The sequence below is a fragment of the Nitrosococcus watsonii C-113 genome (assembly GCF_000143085.1).
Lineage (GTDB): Bacteria > Pseudomonadota > Gammaproteobacteria > Nitrosococcales > Nitrosococcaceae > Nitrosococcus > Nitrosococcus watsonii.
On sequence record NC_014315.1, the window covers coordinates 2,558,751 to 2,576,149 of the forward strand.

The 17,399-nt window shown below is 53.8% G+C and carries 17 protein-coding genes; 3 read left to right on the top strand and 14 right to left on the bottom strand.

The features are described from left to right. Positions 1–31 precede the first annotated feature (31 nt). The 5 genes from NWAT_RS11525 to NWAT_RS11545 all read right to left on the bottom strand — a co-directional run bounded on the left by NWAT_RS11525 (position 32) and on the right by NWAT_RS11545 (position 4,311). The gene (locus NWAT_RS11525) at positions 32–628 is read right to left on the bottom strand and encodes a pilus assembly protein PilZ (protein WP_013221247.1); all 597 of its coding nucleotides are present in this window, start codon (positions 626–628) and stop codon (positions 32–34) included. Continuing rightward, a complete protein-coding gene (gspM, locus tag NWAT_RS11530) occupies positions 609–1,217 on the bottom strand; it encodes a type II secretion system protein GspM (protein WP_013221248.1) in 609 nt (202 codons plus the stop codon). Before gspM ends, NWAT_RS11525 begins: the two co-directional genes overlap by 20 nt. Next, entirely contained in the window at positions 1,214–2,335 is a 1,122-nt protein-coding gene (locus NWAT_RS11535) for a PilN domain-containing protein (RefSeq protein ID WP_013221249.1), read from the bottom strand. Before NWAT_RS11535 ends, gspM begins: the two co-directional genes overlap by 4 nt. Positions 2,336–2,633: 298 nt before the next feature. Continuing rightward, positions 2,634–3,521 (bottom strand): type II secretion system minor pseudopilin, encoded by an 888-nt coding sequence (locus tag NWAT_RS11540; RefSeq protein WP_013221250.1) that lies wholly within the window; start codon positions 3,519–3,521, stop codon positions 2,634–2,636. A gap of 4 nt (positions 3,522–3,525) precedes the next feature. Continuing rightward, the gene (locus tag NWAT_RS11545) at positions 3,526–4,311 is read right to left on the bottom strand and encodes a prepilin-type N-terminal cleavage/methylation domain-containing protein (protein WP_013221251.1); all 786 of its coding nucleotides are present in this window, start codon (positions 4,309–4,311) and stop codon (positions 3,526–3,528) included. Between the two features lie 219 nt (positions 4,312–4,530). On the opposite strand from NWAT_RS11545, the gene NWAT_RS11550 reads away from it, so the two are divergent. After that, positions 4,531–6,723, top strand: a complete 2,193-nt coding sequence (locus NWAT_RS11550; protein WP_013221252.1) for an O-linked N-acetylglucosamine transferase family protein — start codon at positions 4,531–4,533, stop codon at positions 6,721–6,723. A 16-nt stretch (positions 6,724–6,739) separates the two neighbouring features. Next, positions 6,740–8,143, top strand: a complete 1,404-nt coding sequence (locus NWAT_RS11555; RefSeq protein ID WP_013221253.1) for a hypothetical protein — start codon at positions 6,740–6,742, stop codon at positions 8,141–8,143. Positions 8,144–8,145: 2 nt separating this feature from the next. On the opposite strand, the gene NWAT_RS11560 is transcribed toward NWAT_RS11555, so the two are convergent. Next, positions 8,146–8,589, bottom strand: coding sequence for a PIN domain-containing protein (locus NWAT_RS11560; RefSeq protein ID WP_013221254.1), 444 nt, complete (start codon positions 8,587–8,589; stop codon positions 8,146–8,148). A gap of 112 nt (positions 8,590–8,701) precedes the next feature. Here NWAT_RS11560 and NWAT_RS15700 point away from each other — a divergent pair, with 112 nt between their 5' ends. Continuing rightward, a complete protein-coding gene (locus tag NWAT_RS15700; protein ID WP_049772992.1) occupies positions 8,702–8,914 on the top strand; it encodes a hypothetical protein in 213 nt (70 codons plus the stop codon). 56 nt (positions 8,915–8,970) lie between these two features. On the opposite strand, the gene NWAT_RS11570 is transcribed toward NWAT_RS15700, so the two are convergent. The 8 genes from NWAT_RS11570 to NWAT_RS11605 all read right to left on the bottom strand — a co-directional run bounded on the left by NWAT_RS11570 (position 8,971) and on the right by NWAT_RS11605 (position 17,342). Continuing rightward, a complete protein-coding gene (locus tag NWAT_RS11570; protein WP_013221255.1) occupies positions 8,971–9,369 on the bottom strand; it encodes a DUF2304 domain-containing protein in 399 nt (132 codons plus the stop codon). Continuing rightward, positions 9,366–10,094 carry a glycosyltransferase family 2 protein gene (locus NWAT_RS11575; protein ID WP_013221256.1) on the bottom strand — a complete coding sequence of 243 codons (729 nt, stop codon included), beginning with the start codon at positions 10,092–10,094 and terminating at the stop codon, positions 9,366–9,368. The genes NWAT_RS11570 and NWAT_RS11575 overlap by 4 nt, the downstream gene beginning before the upstream one ends. A gap of 74 nt (positions 10,095–10,168) precedes the next feature. Continuing rightward, positions 10,169–10,507, bottom strand: a complete 339-nt coding sequence (locus NWAT_RS11580) for a c-type cytochrome (RefSeq protein ID WP_013221257.1) — start codon at positions 10,505–10,507, stop codon at positions 10,169–10,171. 177 nt (positions 10,508–10,684) lie between these two features. Then, on the bottom strand, positions 10,685–11,767 hold the full coding sequence (locus tag NWAT_RS11585) for a glycosyltransferase (protein ID WP_013221258.1): 1,083 nt from the start codon (positions 11,765–11,767) through the stop codon (positions 10,685–10,687). Continuing rightward, positions 11,764–12,801: a sulfotransferase gene (locus NWAT_RS11590; RefSeq protein WP_041350704.1), complete on the bottom strand. Its 1,038-nt coding sequence runs from the start codon at positions 12,799–12,801 to the stop codon at positions 11,764–11,766. Before NWAT_RS11590 ends, NWAT_RS11585 begins: the two co-directional genes overlap by 4 nt. A 126-nt stretch (positions 12,802–12,927) precedes the next feature. Further along, positions 12,928–14,313, bottom strand: coding sequence for a sulfotransferase family 2 domain-containing protein (locus NWAT_RS11595; protein ID WP_013221260.1), 1,386 nt, complete (start codon positions 14,311–14,313; stop codon positions 12,928–12,930). A gap of 39 nt (positions 14,314–14,352) precedes the next feature. Beyond that, positions 14,353–15,273, bottom strand: coding sequence for an FkbM family methyltransferase (locus tag NWAT_RS11600; protein ID WP_041350991.1), 921 nt, complete (start codon positions 15,271–15,273; stop codon positions 14,353–14,355). A gap of 14 nt (positions 15,274–15,287) precedes the next feature. Continuing rightward, positions 15,288–17,342 carry a CRTAC1 family protein gene (locus NWAT_RS11605; protein WP_013221262.1) on the bottom strand — a complete coding sequence of 685 codons (2,055 nt, stop codon included), beginning with the start codon at positions 17,340–17,342 and terminating at the stop codon, positions 15,288–15,290. Positions 17,343–17,399 lie beyond the last annotated feature (57 nt).

Consider the following 17,399-nt stretch of genomic DNA (forward strand, 5'->3'; position numbering starts at 1 on the left):
CGTGGCAAACGACCAGATTTATCCGCCCATCTCATCGGTTTGAACGCCGCACCGCCTGTCTCCGGCGCGGGGGCTTTTCTCGCTCTATTGACTCAAAATTGCGAATGAGTTCTAACGTTTCCGCGCGGCCATCATCCCTGAACAGCACCCGGTTGGGAAAAATTTGCTGTACTTTCCAACCTTCCAGTCTTTCCCCTTCGCTCACCCGCAGGCTTTTATTATTTTTAATATCCTGCAGCAAGGCCACGGTCTTTTCGGCGGTCACGACTACGCCGCTCAAGATAAAAAGATCCTTGACATGGCTTTTTAGCCGTTCGGCTTCCTCCATGGCTTTCTTCCGGGCTTCTTCAGCCACGTCTTTTTCAGGGTCGGGAGGACGCCGACTAGGCCGGAAAAGGGGGCGGGCCACGATTTCCTCGTAGTTACCCAAAGGGGGCAAGGCGATTTCCTCGCTCCGCTCCTGGGTAGGCACTAAATCCGCCAAATTTGGACTGGCGGGAGCGGCTTTCTCTTCCTGTGCGAGCTGGAAGGGATATCTGGCCTCCAGGGCAATCGCCACCACCACCAAGAGGCACAAGCCAGCGAGCAAGTAGGCCAGCGCCCGGTGATTAGGCGCCGCCGACCGCACTCTTCCCCCGCATATAGCCGTACAGTTCGAAACTAACTGTTAACTGGGTCTCTTCGATGATGGTGCGTCGATCATGCCGGCTACGGCGCCGGATCTGGCGGCTACGGACCTGCAGATCATCCACGAACAACAGGGGCCGGGAAGCTTCCAAATCATATAAAACTTTCTGCAAAATTTCGGTATCGCCAGTCATTCGAACCCTAATCCCAACCTTTGGAAAGGGTTCATTTTCAACCACCGGCGAGCTTTGCGTGCTGGTCAGCACTCCTCCGCTAGACTCTACCACTGCTTTAACTCGTCGCCGCAGCTCAGTCGCCGCCAACGGCGCGGATGGTTGCTCCAGGTAATAGGCATTGGCGGCTTGCTGCCGTTGCAATTGTTTTAACCTGGCCTCCAACGCTGGTCTGCTGGCGATAATACGATTGTATCTTGCTAGCCGCTGTTGCATGGAAGCGATATTTTCATGATAAAACCCATGCTTGGCAATGACCGGTTGAAGCAAAACCCAATAAGCCATCAGCAAAACCAGCAATAATAACCCTACGGCCCCAGCGCAATGCCACTTTTCCGATAAATAAAGATTCCTCATGGCGAAGGCAACTCCTCCTCCAACTTAGGAATCTGGGCGGTAATATGGAAGCGGTCCCGCCCCGTCCTGGCGTTGGTGGTGACGGGGGAGCGAAATTGAACGCTTTGAAAATAAGGGGAGACTTCCAATAAGGCAATTAGAGCCGAAGCCTCGGCTGCTTCCCCCCGAATATCCAGTTCCGCTCGCCCCCTTGAAAAGGTAAGCTGCTGAAGCCACACATTATCCGGTAAAATATGAGTGAGTTCATAGAGAAGTTCGACCGCCGAGGGATAGGCATGCTTTTCCTTCCCTAAAAAGGCCGAAGCCTCAACCACTTTTTCCAGTTGCTGGCGAATAGCCATGACAGATTCCGCCTTTTGCTGAGCGGCTGCAACCCGGGGCATCAGCTCAATCACTACCGTGCGCGCTTGCCATAAGGGCAACAGGATAGCCGCTGCCAAGAGAAGAATCAGCGCCAGGCCGAGTCCCATATTAAGGCGCGGCAAGGGTCTAGCTTTAGAGGAGCGTTTTTCTTCAGGCAAGAGGTTGGTGTGCTCCCTATCTGCGCCCGCCACATCGACCACCGCAGGTTGAAGCCCCCAATGGGATAACCGCTCCAGCCACTCGTCCAGGATACGCCGGGGCACAACAATCAAGCTGACGACTATCTGGCGCGTGGCCAAATTACGTTTCCTGATGGCAAAATCGTAGTAAACCTGATTGACGGCAAAAGGTGTGTGACGCTCCATTTCAAAGGCCAACACTTGGCGTAAATTCTCTTCCGCCGCGCTAGGCAGTACCAGGGACTTGGACAGCACCTGCCCTGGTGGCAGGCGGAATACCAGGACCGTATCCTCCTCAAGGAGGTTATCCCATTGCCCCGCACCCTCGTAAAAGCCGAGATTTTCCCGGGATTCACCCCGCTCCCGCTGGACCCGCACGCCGCTTCCCTGGGGCTCCAGCACCACGCTCGTGGTCTCGCGCCAAAACCACTGCCGCACCCGCCGGGGGAGGCAACCTAGTAATCCCTGTCCCCACCAATCGAGGAAACTACTAATATTCAGAGACGACGCCATCTCTTTAGACAAGATCTGAGTGCCTTTCCCTGGGTGCTTTGCCTGGCGTTTGGCCGCGCTCATCGGAATGTATCCTTACTCATCATGGCTTCCTTTTCTAAAGGCGCTTGCTGATAACACAACGGGCAGCCAGATCCTTAACCTCTTCATGCATACAGCGCTATTGGCTGCCTCGCGGGAGCCATTGAACCGTGCGTAACCAGCCCTGTTCTTGCCAAAATTCTTATTGAAATATCCTCCTCCATAGTAGCTTCTGGCACTGTCATAATGGTATGAAAATAGCTTCAACGTTTGGCTCTGAATATATTCGGCAGGGGATGCTCGCACTTGAAACCGATCCCAATATCGGTTGCTGGGATAGTTACAGGTTTTCCCGCCATTGGAGTATGGACGAATTGGGGATAAAACCTCCCGTACCGGAAGAACCGAGAGCAATCACCGCTTCTATAACGGCGGCGCCTCCTTCCTCTGGTTTAGCTTCAGCGCGCACACTATACGCCAAACCGCTTGCCTGGGCCAAATATCCCCCGCCAATGGGCGGTAATGGCGGCGGTATATCTCCCCTGGCCGCCATTATCCTTCGTTCCTCAAGATAAGCTTCAATTAATTGGAGATCCACCCCCGGTATGGCTAGCAGCACTTCTCTTGGCGCTACCGTGGGATCAACCCCCGCTTGCCCTGAATAGACTGTTAATGATGGCGCCATGCGCTGATACAAGGCCGACGAGATCCCTAAAACCTGCTGCAATTCCGTGACATCATCAAAAGGGCCATCCTTGGCGCCATAGGGCAATCCCGCGGCAAAGTAATCTTTATCCTCCGCCCCCTCTAAAAGAGGAATATCATCGGGATCACGCCAATCCTCGATGGCATCCAGCAAGCGGCCCTGCCCATTCGCGGGAACGCCCGCCGCCATCAATAAGCCGCCTAATAACTCTCGGCTGGCAGTATTTAAATCAATCAAACCGGCTACATCTCGAACGGAGATCATGACGGTTTCCGTGCCAAATTTCCATGGATAAGGGATACCATTGGGAGGAAAACGGCGCAATGGAGGTGGACGGAGCATATCCAGCGCGGCATAGGCAATACCCGCCTCCGCCAAGGCCCGGGCCTTGGCCCGTCCCACCACATTAACGGCCAGGGTAGATTCAATGCGTAAGGTGTAAGTAAAACTGCCAGCGATAATAGCTAACAAAGTCAGCATCCATAACACCACAATCAGGGCAATGCCATGCTCCCTCAACATGGGCTTACTCTGGAATAGGCTGAGACTGAGCACGGCCAGGAAACGAAGAGTCAGAACCAAAATCAATCCCGGGGAGTCCGCCGCCCATTCCCATGCCACCTCCGATTACGCCCTCGGAGGGCTCCGCCCGAATCGGCACCACCAGCTCGGGCCACGCCCCATGCGGGGTATGGACTTCCAAACGAACTAATTGGGGCGGTTCCTGGGGATTTTCCCATTGTCCGCGCCACTCAGGAACCGTTCCTCCAACCGCCCGGCCAAAATAGGAAAAAGTGGCCGTTTTCACAGCTTTCAGCAAAACTTCTTCCTCCCGTTCCTCTACTTCTTGTTGGCCCGCTGGCCGGTAAGGCCACCAACGCATGACCAAGCGGGACTCGCCTCCCTCCTGAATCACCTCAAACATTATCCAATAAAGCCCACCAAGACCTAAACGGGTCAGAAGAGGCGCTACAAACTGCATGGTATTTGAGGTGCCGGCAAACGTCGCGACTTGGCCCCGTTCGGCATCACTGTAGAAAAGCAATTTTTGCTCCCGAATTTGACGCCGGAACAAACCTTCTATGGCTCTTACTTTCTCCACTACCGCTAGCCTTCTCTCAGTAGCTTCCCAACTTCGGGTCGATAGACGCAGAGCACTAAAAAGAATGACTAAAATCATCCCCACTAAAGTCATGGCAATCAGCAACTCCGCCAATGTAAACCCCTGGCGATAGCGCAAGGCCCCACGCTTCCGCCGAAGCCGGGGTAAAACCGCCCTAGAAGGGGCTTCTTTGAGGAACGCCGCGCACATGCTATAACTCTATCCAATTATATAAGGTTAATATAACCTGAGTTCCAGATAAGTGAGAGAAGTTTCCCGGAGCAGAAATTTAAAAGCACCCAGGGCCCGGATACGTTACGCTTTCCCGTCCTGCCTTTTCTTCTTCCAAGCCCGGGCTGCTATCCAAAATTGGCTGACGTTAACATAAATAAGCAAATTAAAAAGCCCACAAGGAATATTACTCAAGGAATGAGCATCGAGAAATTGCTAGCGAAGGCCCGCCAATTACAGGCCGCAAACCGGGTTCAGGAAGGCACCCAAATCTACCGCCAAATTCTGGCCGAATATCCTCATCACTCAGCCGCTCTTCTGGGCTTGGGCAACGCCGCGCTTCAAAACAAGGATTTTACCGCAGCTATCCAGTGGTTAGAGCGTCTGCTTGCGGTTATCGGCCCCAAAAAGCAGCTATTAACCACCCTGAGTATGGCCCACAGTAATCGTGGCTCCCGTCTGTTTGAGAAGGCCGCGCTGCCCCAGGCCCAGGCCCATTTCCAGCGGGCCCTGGAACTCGACCCTCGTAATCGGCTTGCCTGGCGCAATTTAGTGCTCGCTCAACTCCAGCAGGGACACAATCAAGCCGCCGTTGCCAGCGCCCGCCAGGCAAGCGGCCTCGACCTGCGGGATCATGAAATCCGTTTACTGCTAGCGCGGGCCCTCCTCGCTAACCAGCAATACCCCGCGGGACTGGGACTGCTCGCTATCCTAACCAATATTTCTCTGCCTGATGATATTGCCCTGGGCGTGGCCGAACAATGGCTGCTTTACCACCAACCAAAACGTGCCTGGGCATTGTTAGAGCGGCAACAAAATCTTAGCGCGAATCCTAAGGCATTGATATCCCGTGTCATGACTCTCGCCCGCCGCCATGGAGAAAACTGGCAGGCAGCCCAATGGCTGCGCCGCTGGCTTAAGCGCCACGATGCCCAGGAAAAACAATGGCTAACTTTCGCCCGCGCCCTCGACCGGGCTGGCGAGGCCCGAAAAGCCATAACCGTCTACCGGCATCTTCTGACGAACTATCCCGATGCCTGGCAAACGCGGCTAGGCGCGGCCCTCACCCTGCCGGTTATCTACCGCGATCGCCAGCACCTGGCTACCGCGCGGGGCCGGTTCCAGCAAGAATTGCAAGCCCTCAAGGACTGGCAACCGGCGAGTCCACCGCGGCTGGAGGATCTGCTCTGGTCCAACTTCTTCCTAGCTTACCAAGGTGGGAATGATTTCTCCCTGCAACGGGATTATGGTGATTGGCTCCATCATTGGGCCAGCCGCGCCCTGGATGCCCCTAGTCCAACCCGCCGCCAACATGCCAGGCCGCACCGTATCGGTCTGGTGTCAAGCGCTTTCCGCGACTGCACGGTGGGTCACTACTTTGGCCGCTGGCCGGGGAGCTTGCGGCAGGGGGGCTTTGAAGTTATCGTTTACCAATTAGGCCCAAAACGGGATCACCATACCCGGATCGTCGCCGATTCAGCCAGTCAATTCCGCTACCTGGACGGTCGCCTTGCCTCTTGCGGGGCCCAAATAGCAGCGGATCGGCTGGATGCCCTCATTTACCCGGAGCTGGGCATGGACGCCCGGCTGCTGGTGCTGGCCGCCCTTCGCTTAGCCCCGTTTCAGGGCTGTGCTTGGGGCCATCCTGTCACCAGTGGGCTGCCTACCATGGACATGTACTTCTCCTGCGCCACCATGGAGCCACCCGAAGCTCGGACCCATTACCGTGAACGGTTGCTGTTCCTGCCGGGACTAGGCACTAGCTATCCAGCTCCGCCTGAACCTCCTCTTGCCGATCGGCACGACCTTGGCCTGCCAGAAAAGCGCACGCTCTATCTCCTGCCCCAGTCGCCCTTTAAAATTCACCCGGATACCGATACCCTGGTGGCCCAAGTGCTGGCCGAGGATAGGCAGGGAATGTTGGTACTATTTACCGGCCAAGATCGCCGGGTTACGGACAAACTGCTAACACGCCTGGGAATGGCCTTAACCCAAGCGGGGGCTAACCCAAAGCGCCAACTGCTACTGCTGCCCGCTACGTCTCGCGTACGCTATTTACAAATCAACCGCTGCTGCGATCTCATGCTGGATACGCCCCATTGGTCGGGGGGCAATACCGCCCTGGATGCCTTGGGTTCCGGGCTTCCTCTCATTGCTCTGCCCAGCACCTACATGCGGGGGCGGCAAAGCGCAGCCATGCTAAATTTGCTGGAACGCCCTGAATTGATTGCCCAGGACGCCGGAGATTATGTCCGTAAAGCGCTCCAGTATGGCCGGGACAAAGAAGCCAACCAAGCCTTGCGGGCGCAGCTTTTAGCCCGACGCGATCGTCTCTTTGTCCAGCAAGCGCCCCTTGATACGCTAACCGCCTTTTTTAAATCCTTGAACTAATAAACCATCGCTACCCATGATCCTTCTTCAACTTTTGACCGCCCTCTTTCTCCCCTGGCTCCTGGGCGTGGCCTGGTTAAGAATCGGCTGGTCGCGGACCACCCGTGGCGCTGGTCCCTTGGTGCTGGGCTATGCCTACCTATTAGGCATGCTGGCTACCACACTCATAATGCGCCTCTGGGACGCAGTGGGGTTAAAGCAGGCTTTTTGGCCCCTTGCGGGCCTATTTCTGGCCTTGACCCTAGTAGGATTTTGGATGAGCCGCACAAGCACCAGGCAAAGTGATGGATACGTGGATAATAGCACCGTCCATTCCTGGGATTCCTGGCAGACAGGGCTTTTTGCCCTATTGCTTGCCCTGCTTGCTATCCGTTTTGTTAACCTGGGGCTAGAGATTCTTTGGCGCCCCTTATATCCTTGGGATGCCTGGACCACCTGGGCACCCCGAGCCCAGGTGTGGTTTGCCCTAAAAGAGCTAGTACCTTTCGTCGACAGTACCACCTGGCTCCATCACCCCAGCAGGGACATCTATACCTTGCCGGCCTGGTCCTATCCCGAAACCGTTTCCCTTATCCAGCTCTGGATCAGTCTGGCCCTGGAGCAATGGGACGACTCCTTAATTAATTTGCCCTGGCTATTTTGCGCCGCCGCGCTGGGGCTCGCCTTCTACGGCCAACTCCGGCTTTGGGGCCTGGCGCCCCTGGCGGGCCTGCTCGGCAGCTACCTGCTGCTTTCCCTGCCGCTCCTCAATACCCATACCGCCCTTGCCGGCTATGCCGATTTATGGCTCGCAGCTACCTATTCCCTGGCTGGAATGGCCTTCTTGCAATGGCTGCGCAACGGTGATCCCTGGCAGGGCGGGCTGGCGCTGCTGCTGGCCCTCGCCTGCCCCCTCATCAAGCGGGAAGGACTCATCTGGATGTTCACTTTTCTGCCCCCCCTTCTCATCGCCTGTCTCCCCTTCAGGACACGACTATTGGCCGGGGCGGGAGGAGCGGCGCTGCTTGCCATCTGGTATGTAAGCGGGGGCATTCGGATAGGGGAATTCCAGCTTACCCCGGACGTCATTCAGATACCGTCCCTAGGACGTTTTGAGATTTTACTCCAGGGAGGATGGGAGCCGTTCCAGCAAAATCTGCTGGTGCTGGATAACTGGCACCTTCTCTGGTACTTGGTCATCCCGATAGTGATTTTTTCCATACCCCTTATGATCGCCCGGCGCCAGCGCTTGATTGGCCTCACCTTTATCGGCAGCGGCTTAGTGGTTATTTTCGGCACTTTTTTTCTGACCGACAATGCTGCCTGGGCTGAATTCTACACCAGCATCAACCGGATACTGCTGCACTGGGCGCCGCTGCTGCTATTCTATGTGTTGGTGTTGCTGCAAGCATCGCACCCGGGACAACCGCTGAAGCAATAATATTAGCCGGGCAACACGACGGGGCCCTGGATAAACGGGTTAATGATAGTCACTCCGCCCAGTTGCTGTTCATGTTGCAAATCTTCAGTCAACAGATAATTGCTGTTAACCTGTTGCGCCGCCGAAACGATAAGGGAGTCCCACCAAGAAAACTGGTATTGATCTTGAATTATCCAAGCACTCTCAATAAGCCCTTGATTGATACTTATCGGCTGCCAGGCGATAAGATTGCGAATATCTGCCCGCGCCTCCATAGAATCCAGCCCGGGGTTAAGCTTCTGAGTAACGGTCACATAATATTCATTCAATACCTGAAAACTGAGCTGTCCTTTTCGCAGCCGCCATAATTCAGCAAGCCACTTTCCCGAACGTGCCTGCTTTTCAGGCTCTGAAGCATCACGAAAATAAACCAGGATATTAGTATCAACGAAGCAGATCCCGGTCATCGCAGAATTAAAGCGGAAAGATAATCATATTAATTAAAAAATAGAGATGGAGGGATACAAGCCGTTCGAAGCGACATTCACAAGGAGTGTAAGCGGTTAGGTTTGGGGGAACTTGGCCTTTGGCGGCCGTATCGGGCTGGCGGTGGATACGATTAACGGGGGAATGTACAAACTTACGCCCGAGCAACTCTCGACAGAGCTGGCAGAAGAAGCAAAGGCCGTTGCCGTTGATGACAGCGATCAACTCTATCTAGCCGTGGTGCTGAAACCTCATCCTCGCTGGGAAAAGATAGGGGTTTTAAATCCGTTAGCGGGTCATCCATAAACGAATTCCACGACACATTGAGCCCGTCCAGGCGGACTCAAGCGGGCAAAAAACATCTACCAAACCTGATCACCGTTCCCGCCAGCGCCCCCCTCCTTCTGGGCGGGCCGGTTCCGCCGCTCCTTTTCCAACAACGCTTCCAGCATCGCTAGCCGCTGCGTCAGCCGGCGCAACTTACGCTCCTGCCGGGAACGCTCCAAGTCCATGGTCAGCATTTTAATCAGAAGCAACCCCATCCCTAGCACTACCGCCAGAATGGGTGGGTAAGCTACGCCAAATAAAGGCGCCACCGTATCGAACAGGCGGGGGAAAGCACCCAATACCACGACCATGGCGGCCACCACTAACCACCAGATAGCATAGGGGCCATGTAAATGATCCCGGCGTACCAAGAAAAGAATCAGGCCAGCAATCAACAGCCCAATCAGGGTGGAAGTCCACTGGTAATCAATCATCGCTGGGCTACCCGCCGCTTCCCATTCATACCTACCTTGGCGAGGCATAGAAGGCTCGTTTGCAGCATATATTTTCCCACCACCAGCCAGGAAGGAAATACCCGCGAGCCGCCATGGTCCCGCTCGCGCATAGGCACTGGAATTTCCCGAAGGCGCAACCTAGCATGGCGCAGCAGCAATAACACCCCCACATCCTGATAATCAAGTAAGGTGGCATCGGGAGCAGCCAGCACTTTCATGGCAGCCTCGTTATAAGCACGGAAACCGGAAGTCAAATCCTCAATCCCCAGTCCCGTCAGTTTTCGAAAATAACTCCAGGCAAGCTGCCGGGCGCGGCTGCCCCGCTCAGGGCAAGCACCGATCACCACGTCTACCTCTCCCGAAACCAGCGTTGCGAGCAGCAAAGGGAGATATTCTGGCAGATGCTGACCATCGGCATCCATGGTTAATACCTGCTGATAGCCGGTCCTCAGTGCATAGCGCATACCCGCCTGAGTCGCGCCCCAAGCCCCCAGATTGCAGCTCAGGGGCAAAACGGTGGCACCGGCGGAGCGGGCGATACAGGCAGTTTCGTCCGTGCTGGCATCGTCAATCACGACCACATCTCCACCCAAATGCTCTTTGGCTGCCTCCACTAGGCCGCCAATGGTTGCTGCTTCATTATGGGCCGGAATCAAAACCGCAAATCCCGCCAAAACGGGAAATGATTGAGAATGTGAGTGCATAAGAGTATGATTTAACAAAAAAAACGCCAGCGAATGCTGGCGTTTTTCTCCTGCTGGCAGGAAAATTGGGCTTTTTACTTAAGGCTACCTATAAAAGCCGCTACATCGGCAATGTTCTTCTCACTCATAGCCGCCGCATTAGCGTTCATGATAGCGCCAGGCCCTTCGCCTTTCCGCTCGCCACTCTTGAAGGCATGGAGTTGCTCGGAGATATAAGCGGCATCATGGCCCGCCAATTTTGGGAACATGGCGGGGTTAACACTCTCCCCTTTTGGCCCGTGGCAAGCCGCGCATCCGTGCTGAGTATAGTACGCCTTGCCAGCCTCAGCATCACCATCACCCTCAGCCATTAATAAGCCCGAGGAACAAATCAGAGCCGCGCTAGCTACTGTTAACAGAGCTTTTTTTAGCATTTTTTCTTCCTCCACAATTTATCTTAAGGAACTAGAAATAAATCCTTATAAGTTTTATTGCTATCAGGTGTTCCAAATACACCTATAGAGATTTTCCCCGAGAGTGGCGCCAATGTAAAGCAATCGTCTCAAAACTTAACCGGTAGGGCGGGATGCGCTACGCTTTCCCGCCCTACCTCACAGCAGCTTACCCATTTTTTCCAAAAAAATTCTTTTATCAAATTTCCGCGCCTGCATTTCACATGCTTGCCGCATCTCTAACGCTCGCCGGGGAGTCAGCGCACGTACCGCCGCGATAATATCTTCCGGTGAGGGCTCCGGGCCAACCAGTAGACCCGTTTCCCCATCCACAATAGTCTCCAACAATCCTCCTTCCGCCGCTCCTATCACAGGCTTTCCCGCCGCCATGGACTCCACGGGAGACATGCCAAAATCCTCATCCTTCGGAACATAAAGCGTAGCAATGCAACGGCCTATCAATTGCCTTAGCTTATCTTCATCCACCAGGCCCGTGAAAGTAATGTTTTCCGCCCCCCCGGCAAGGCGCTTCAGGCGGCTAATCTCAGGCCCGCTGGAAGCGATGATGAGCTTTTTATCACCCATCTGAAGAAAGGCCTTAACGATAAGATCCACGCCCTTGAGAAAATCCAACCGGGCGGTGGAAAGGTAGTAATCCTCCTGCCCGCCCCAGGTAAAGCGTTCAACCTCACAAGGAGGATAAATAACGGTAGAAGGCTTACCAAGATAATGATGAATACGATTTTTGACGTTCTCGGAATTGGCAATAATAGTATCCATTTCCGCCACCGCCTCCTCATAGCGAGGCCGTAAATAATCAATCAAAAATTGCAGCACGGGACGTTGCCAGGGAGGAATTTGGGCAAGGAAAAATGTTTTTTTATCATAAATAAACCGGGGCGGCGTATGGCAGTAAAAAAGATTAAAGCCATTTTGGTGGTTCCTAACCGCCAAGGGCGCCACCACGCCACTATAAATTACCGTATCATAACGAGACAGAAATGAAGTTTTGTGTTGGAAAGCCTTAATATGCTTTAGGGTGCGCCACCCAATTAGGCGGGAACTCACTTCCAAATCAAAAACCCGAAGGCCCTCCAACACTTCCCGCCCATAAGAAGTGTCCTGCCAGAAACCAAAGCCAATATCCAACCCCAGTTCCTGGCATAGAAGCAACACCAGCCGCTCGCCCCCGCCACGAATTTCAAAGAAATCATGCAACAGGATGGATTTTGGGCTACTCATGGAGAATCAGAACAGTCCTTTGAGCCATTCCGAACGAGAAACAACAACCGAGTTACCTCGGAGCGTTGTCGCGAATATTCCATTAATAGACTACGGGCGGGATCATTAAGCGATAAACCTTCATAACGGCTCCAAGCGGCAGCATGCTGCTTTTTAATTTCCGCCAGGGGCAACCGTCCAAAGTAGGCATTAAGGCCCAGTTCATCGAGCATTTGCTCGCAGCGCTTCTCAATGGTCTGAAACCAGGACTCAGCATACCGCTCCGCCCACTGGCCCGAGGATTGGGGCTGAATCAGCGGACCCAAATCATCTATTTGCCGGGAATCCAGATAGCCCGCCTGGGACAGTTTTTCCAGACCTAAAGCGGGATTGTCCCGGAAATCGGCATCGTAGGATAAGGATAAATCGCTGCACCGGCGACCCATAAGGTAGCTCAGTTTCCAAAAATAATAGTGCCGCTCATAGAGGGATTGAATCCCCGGATCAGCCAGGAAAGGAAAATATTCCGCTAGGGCGACAGACCATTCCAGTAGATCGTATACATGGCCTTGACCCGGATTATCCGCTGCTTCCGGCGCCAGATGCCGAGTCATGGAGAAATAGGAATCGCGGCTATCCCGGTAGAGGTGGACAATCCTGGCCGTGGGAAAATGGGTCCGTATCCAGGGCAGCCGGAAATCTATCCGGTTAAACTGGAGTACGGGAATTGCCGGCGCCGCGCTTTGGAGAAGAGATTGAAGATAAAATTTTAGCTCATCCCAGGATTCATGGGCTTCTAGCAATAGCCGGGAAAGGCCAAATTCGGGTTGGTGTCTGTTCTCTATAAGGGGCAGCTGATTTTGATAGCTGGCCCAATAACTCTGGACGCCCCGATGGGAGTCCATGGGCAAAGTATAGCGAATATGGGCCAGCAAATTATCGTGGCAAGGTTCATAGTAGGCATGGTAGCCCTTGGCCTGATCAAAAATATGCCACAGCAAAGTGGAACCGCTACGGAAGCGGGCAGTAATAAAAAGAGGGACTTGTTTTGACATAAACGCTTGCATAACCAGGATAAACTGTGCCCAGCTACCTTACAATCGGAGTTGGCGGCTTAACGTTCGCGACCGGGGCTAATCGCCCCATGAGTGCCTCATGCGCCGCTACGCTTAGTAACCCGGCTAGGGGGTCGTCATACATCCCTGTATTCCTTCTAAGCGCTCGGCCCGTAGCCAATTGAGGGCAATGCCGACCTGGCGCTCATCCGGGTTGGCCGGATCAAGGGATTGGGGGGAAAGAGTCCGATTCACCTTGAAAACCAGCCGAACCAGGCCGCGGGACTTGTCGGCGATAATGTTGACGGGAAGCAGGCAGCGATAACGTCTTACGGTCGTTTCCCTGGTTCCTTCTGTTATTTCCAGTTCCAGGGGAACGCCATGGGCGGTAACCTGCAAACTACCTAGGATATCTAATGCCAGAGCATGGACGATCCGGAATTCAAGCATCCACTCCTGACCCCCCTGAATAGGCAAGTCGATAAAAGATTCCGTTCCGGGACCCGACCAGCGAAAAGTTGAATTATCGGCTGGCGCCCGCTCCCGCCTATGCCATCCAGACCCTAATAAAGGCTCTTGGAGGGAAAGATAAAGACTTTCCTGGGCTAAAGGTCGCGCTTCCAGATGATGCCGATAATGACGGTCGAGAAGCTGGTTGACCAGAGCCGGATTTTTGGCAAACGTTCCAGGAACCACTTCCCCTGGCCGGGCGTAACGCATCAAATCCCCCAACATGTCCGCCACGCGATCCTGGAAAAGACGCTCCGCCTCTTGGTACAGGGCCATATCCAATTTATTACAATTGAGCACCTTCTCCCGCACCTCTTCCGGCAAATCATCACTATTTGACCCGCCCGGCGCTACCCGCAGCTTTTGAACCTGCCCCACGGGCGGCCAGCCAAACGTCCAGCTTAGCAGCGCCATGGATTCATCAAAGCGCTCGGCCAAACCCAACCAGGCGCAGGCATGGAGCATCCTTTTAGCCCGTTCCAAACGCTGCTCAGCGGATAGGGAAACTTCATGCTCCAGCACCCATTTATCTACCGCGGACCGGGACTCGGCGGATAAAAAAATTGGGCCTGTATCGGGATCGTGCCGGAGATCAAAGGAAAGATGGCGGACTTGCATATCGCTGACCTTTTTCCTTGTTTCCGGGGAATCGAGAAAGTCGGAAAAAGACATAGCGCGCTCTTTTACTAAATGATGAACCCGGGTGCCCGACTCCCGTAAAATAAACCGATAGGTGGAAAGCGTAAGCGACAGGGGGTGGCGCAGCATGGTGAGATAAAGGGGCGGTTCCGGTAAAAATGGTTGCAAACCGCCGGCACCAAAATGGCCCCGGAAAAACCGGTACTGAGGAAGCGACTCTTGGGGCAAGGTAACCAGCTCGCGCCATAATTGCGCAGGGCAAATATCATTGGCGTCAAAGCGGGCATCCAGCAGCGGGATCAGGGTCGTTCCCGCCGTTTTTGGAATATGGATGAAATAGAAACGGTCGCTGAAATTCAGCATAATCCGGGAATATATTTCTAATAAATGTCAGCTTTTACACTAACGCTGTAACAAAAGATTAGTAAAGCCGCAGGACAAAAGCTGTTGGCGGTTGATGGGATGAACGCCGCTGTTTGCAAGGTTAAAGATATTAAAGCCAAACCCTTCCACCATATCAATAAAACTGTCCAGCGGCATGCGGTTTTTAAAGCGGTCAGGCGAATATTCAATAATCACTTTGATATTTCTGGAGCGATGGATAAGTTGGGACATGCCCTTCAGGCCCAGGGGCTCCGAACCTTCAATATCCATTTTCACCACATCGGCGGTAAAATCGGAACCCAAAAATTCATCAAGGGTAACCACGGGAACGGTAATTTCATCCATGCCTTTGTTTTTAGACTGCTTTTCCGATACAAAAAACGACCCTCCCCCCATTTGATTGGGAGGAAAACGAAGCACCATTTCTCCTGCCCGATCCATGACGCCCTTATTGAACAATTGCGCTTTGCCATTGCGGAACATTCCATTCGCTATGAAACTTCTTTCAACCAAGGCGCACAGCCTTGGGTTTGCCTCGAAGGCCATGATTTTGCCCCGTTCTCCCACGAGAGGCGCGGCAATCACCGAAAAATAGCCCAGATTCGCGCCAATATCGAGCACCGTATCCCCTTTTTTTATCAAGCTAGTAAACGTCCTGGTAATATGGGGCTCCCATCTCCCCGTGCTGATGATATGAGGCGCGATACTGATGTCATCAGTAAACACATACAGTTTCGAGCCATTGGCAAGGAAAGTCAGCGCGGTATGGTCGCCAAGGTAAAAGGTGCGGGTGTCGAGCAGCTTTCTTACCTCTTCTCGCAGCTGCTTGTTTTCCTCTAAAAGCTGATTAAGCTTGCCTTCGATGGAGTAAGTATCGGTAGGCATTTTAGTCCGCACGTGATTCCATAGCTGCAATATTTTCTTGGTTAATCGTTCCACGCTGATATCCTGCATTAGGGAGAGGAAATTTTGAGAAGCTGATTCGCCTTAAGATTGGAGTGGGTCGTCACCTTCCCATCTGGCCAGTAGATCGTTGCCTGCTTGGCTTGTGGAGATTTTCCCAGGCCAAAGTAAAGACGGTAATGCCCCTGGGAAAAGTGCGCGCCCTCCGAGACTCCCACCTCGCGCACCTGAACGCCCTCATCCGTTGAAAGCTCCACCCGGGCGCCAATGGCGTTCCGGTTACCCGCTGGACCCACCAGTTCAAGCTGTAACCAATGATTTGCGGGCGGCTGGCCTTGGTAGAGCCGGGTACGGTACCAACGCCACATGGGCCGCAAGGGCCAGGCTACATCCTTGCGCGCTAGCCGCCATTCTTGAAGCGTTTGGCCCTGTTCCTCCGCCTGCTGCCGCCGCCATTCCTGCAGGATTTTGAAATAGCCTTCCGCAGGGAAAATACCCAACGTCATCAACACATCCCAGGCCCCGTCATTATCAGCATCGAACCAAGAGCTTACGCCATTTCTCGCCCTCTGGGCCAGCTTCCAGCCGGTCCATTCCCTAGCGCGTTGAAAGCGCCCGTTTTCGGTTTGATAAAAAATGCCAACGGGCAAGCAATGAAAATCCAGCTTGCCATCCAGATCCACATCAACCCAGCTTGCCGACAGACAGCCCCTGGGAAGCCCCCATTGCTCCATATCCCGGGGCTCCAGCTTGCCCCTATTGTTCACCAACAAGAAACTCTCATGGCGGTATTTTTTACGGGCCGTGACGACATAGACATCCTGATCCCCATCGGAGTCAAAATCCCCCAGAGCAAACTGCATCACGCTGCCTGTAAACGGCCGGGAAATAAGTTGCCGTTTAAACGTCACCTTATCGTTGATAAAGACCGCAAGCCAACTATTGCTATCAGTATATAAACCAAAATTAGGATCTTGATGGCTACCGTCGCCATTGAGATCGGCCAACAAATCCATATCGCCATCCTGATCCACATCAAACCAGACGAATTGAGCGCCGGGCCTGGTCGCCAGGCCATACTTTCTAGCAACCTCTTTGAACCGTCCCGTTGAGTCCTGCGAATAAAACTGATTGGGACCGCCCAGGCAACCCACATAGAGTTCCAGGCGATTATCCCCATTAATATCCACCCAGGCGGGCCTATAGGTTCGGCAGTTTTTTTTCTGAATGCCCCGCTCGATGGCGACATCCCGGTAGCGGCCGCCGCCGTCGCTGAGCAGGAGTTCATCGGAAGCGATGTGGGGCTGCTGGAAGCGATCGAGGGCGGCCCGCAGACCGCCGGTGGACATAAAGGCATCCAGCCACCCGTCGCCATTCAACTCTGCCCAGGCTACCCCATGCCGATCACGCCAGCTTAGGACAAAATGATGTTCCTTGGGATGGAGGGCATGCTGCCCCACCTTCACCTTGTTTAAGGGCAGGGATGAATCCAGCGTCACCTCGAAGGGCAAGGCAATGTAAAGGGTATCAAGCACCAACGTACCTTGGGGAGCGATAGAAAATTGGACCTTGGTCCAAGTCTCGCCAGCTTCCGAAGCCAAATTGGTGATATCCGCGCTAGCGTGCTCAGCCCAGTAAATCTGGATCGGCGAGGGCTCGCCGGTGGGAGAAGGCACCAGAATGCGGCCGGAAACCGTTCCCGCCTCGCCTAATTCATGGGCTCTAAAAATTAATAACCGCCGCCGCCGATGAATGTAGAGGCCGGGTTCCTTCAATGCGGGATCGGCGTCCATATCCTCCAGGTAGGGAAACGCTCTTGCCTGATCCAGACCCAAGCGAGTCAGGGCATCGGTATAATTTCCCTTGCCATCGCCCAACAGCAAATTCTCGCGGGTATAATGGCCGGTTGTATAAATATCGAGGATATCATCGCCATTGATATCGGCCACGCCCACATCGAAAACATCGTGGGGAGAGGCCAGTTTAATTTTTTGATAAGACTTAACCGCAAAGGACTTTTCCGCAACCGGCTCTTTCGACTTAACGGGAATTGGTTGGCTATTTTCCTTGGCAAAAAGAATTAGACTAAAAAATAAGCCGCTCATAAGAGACGCTGTTATAAAAGATTTTATCATTTTCTAAATTGTTAGCCTCAATATCCT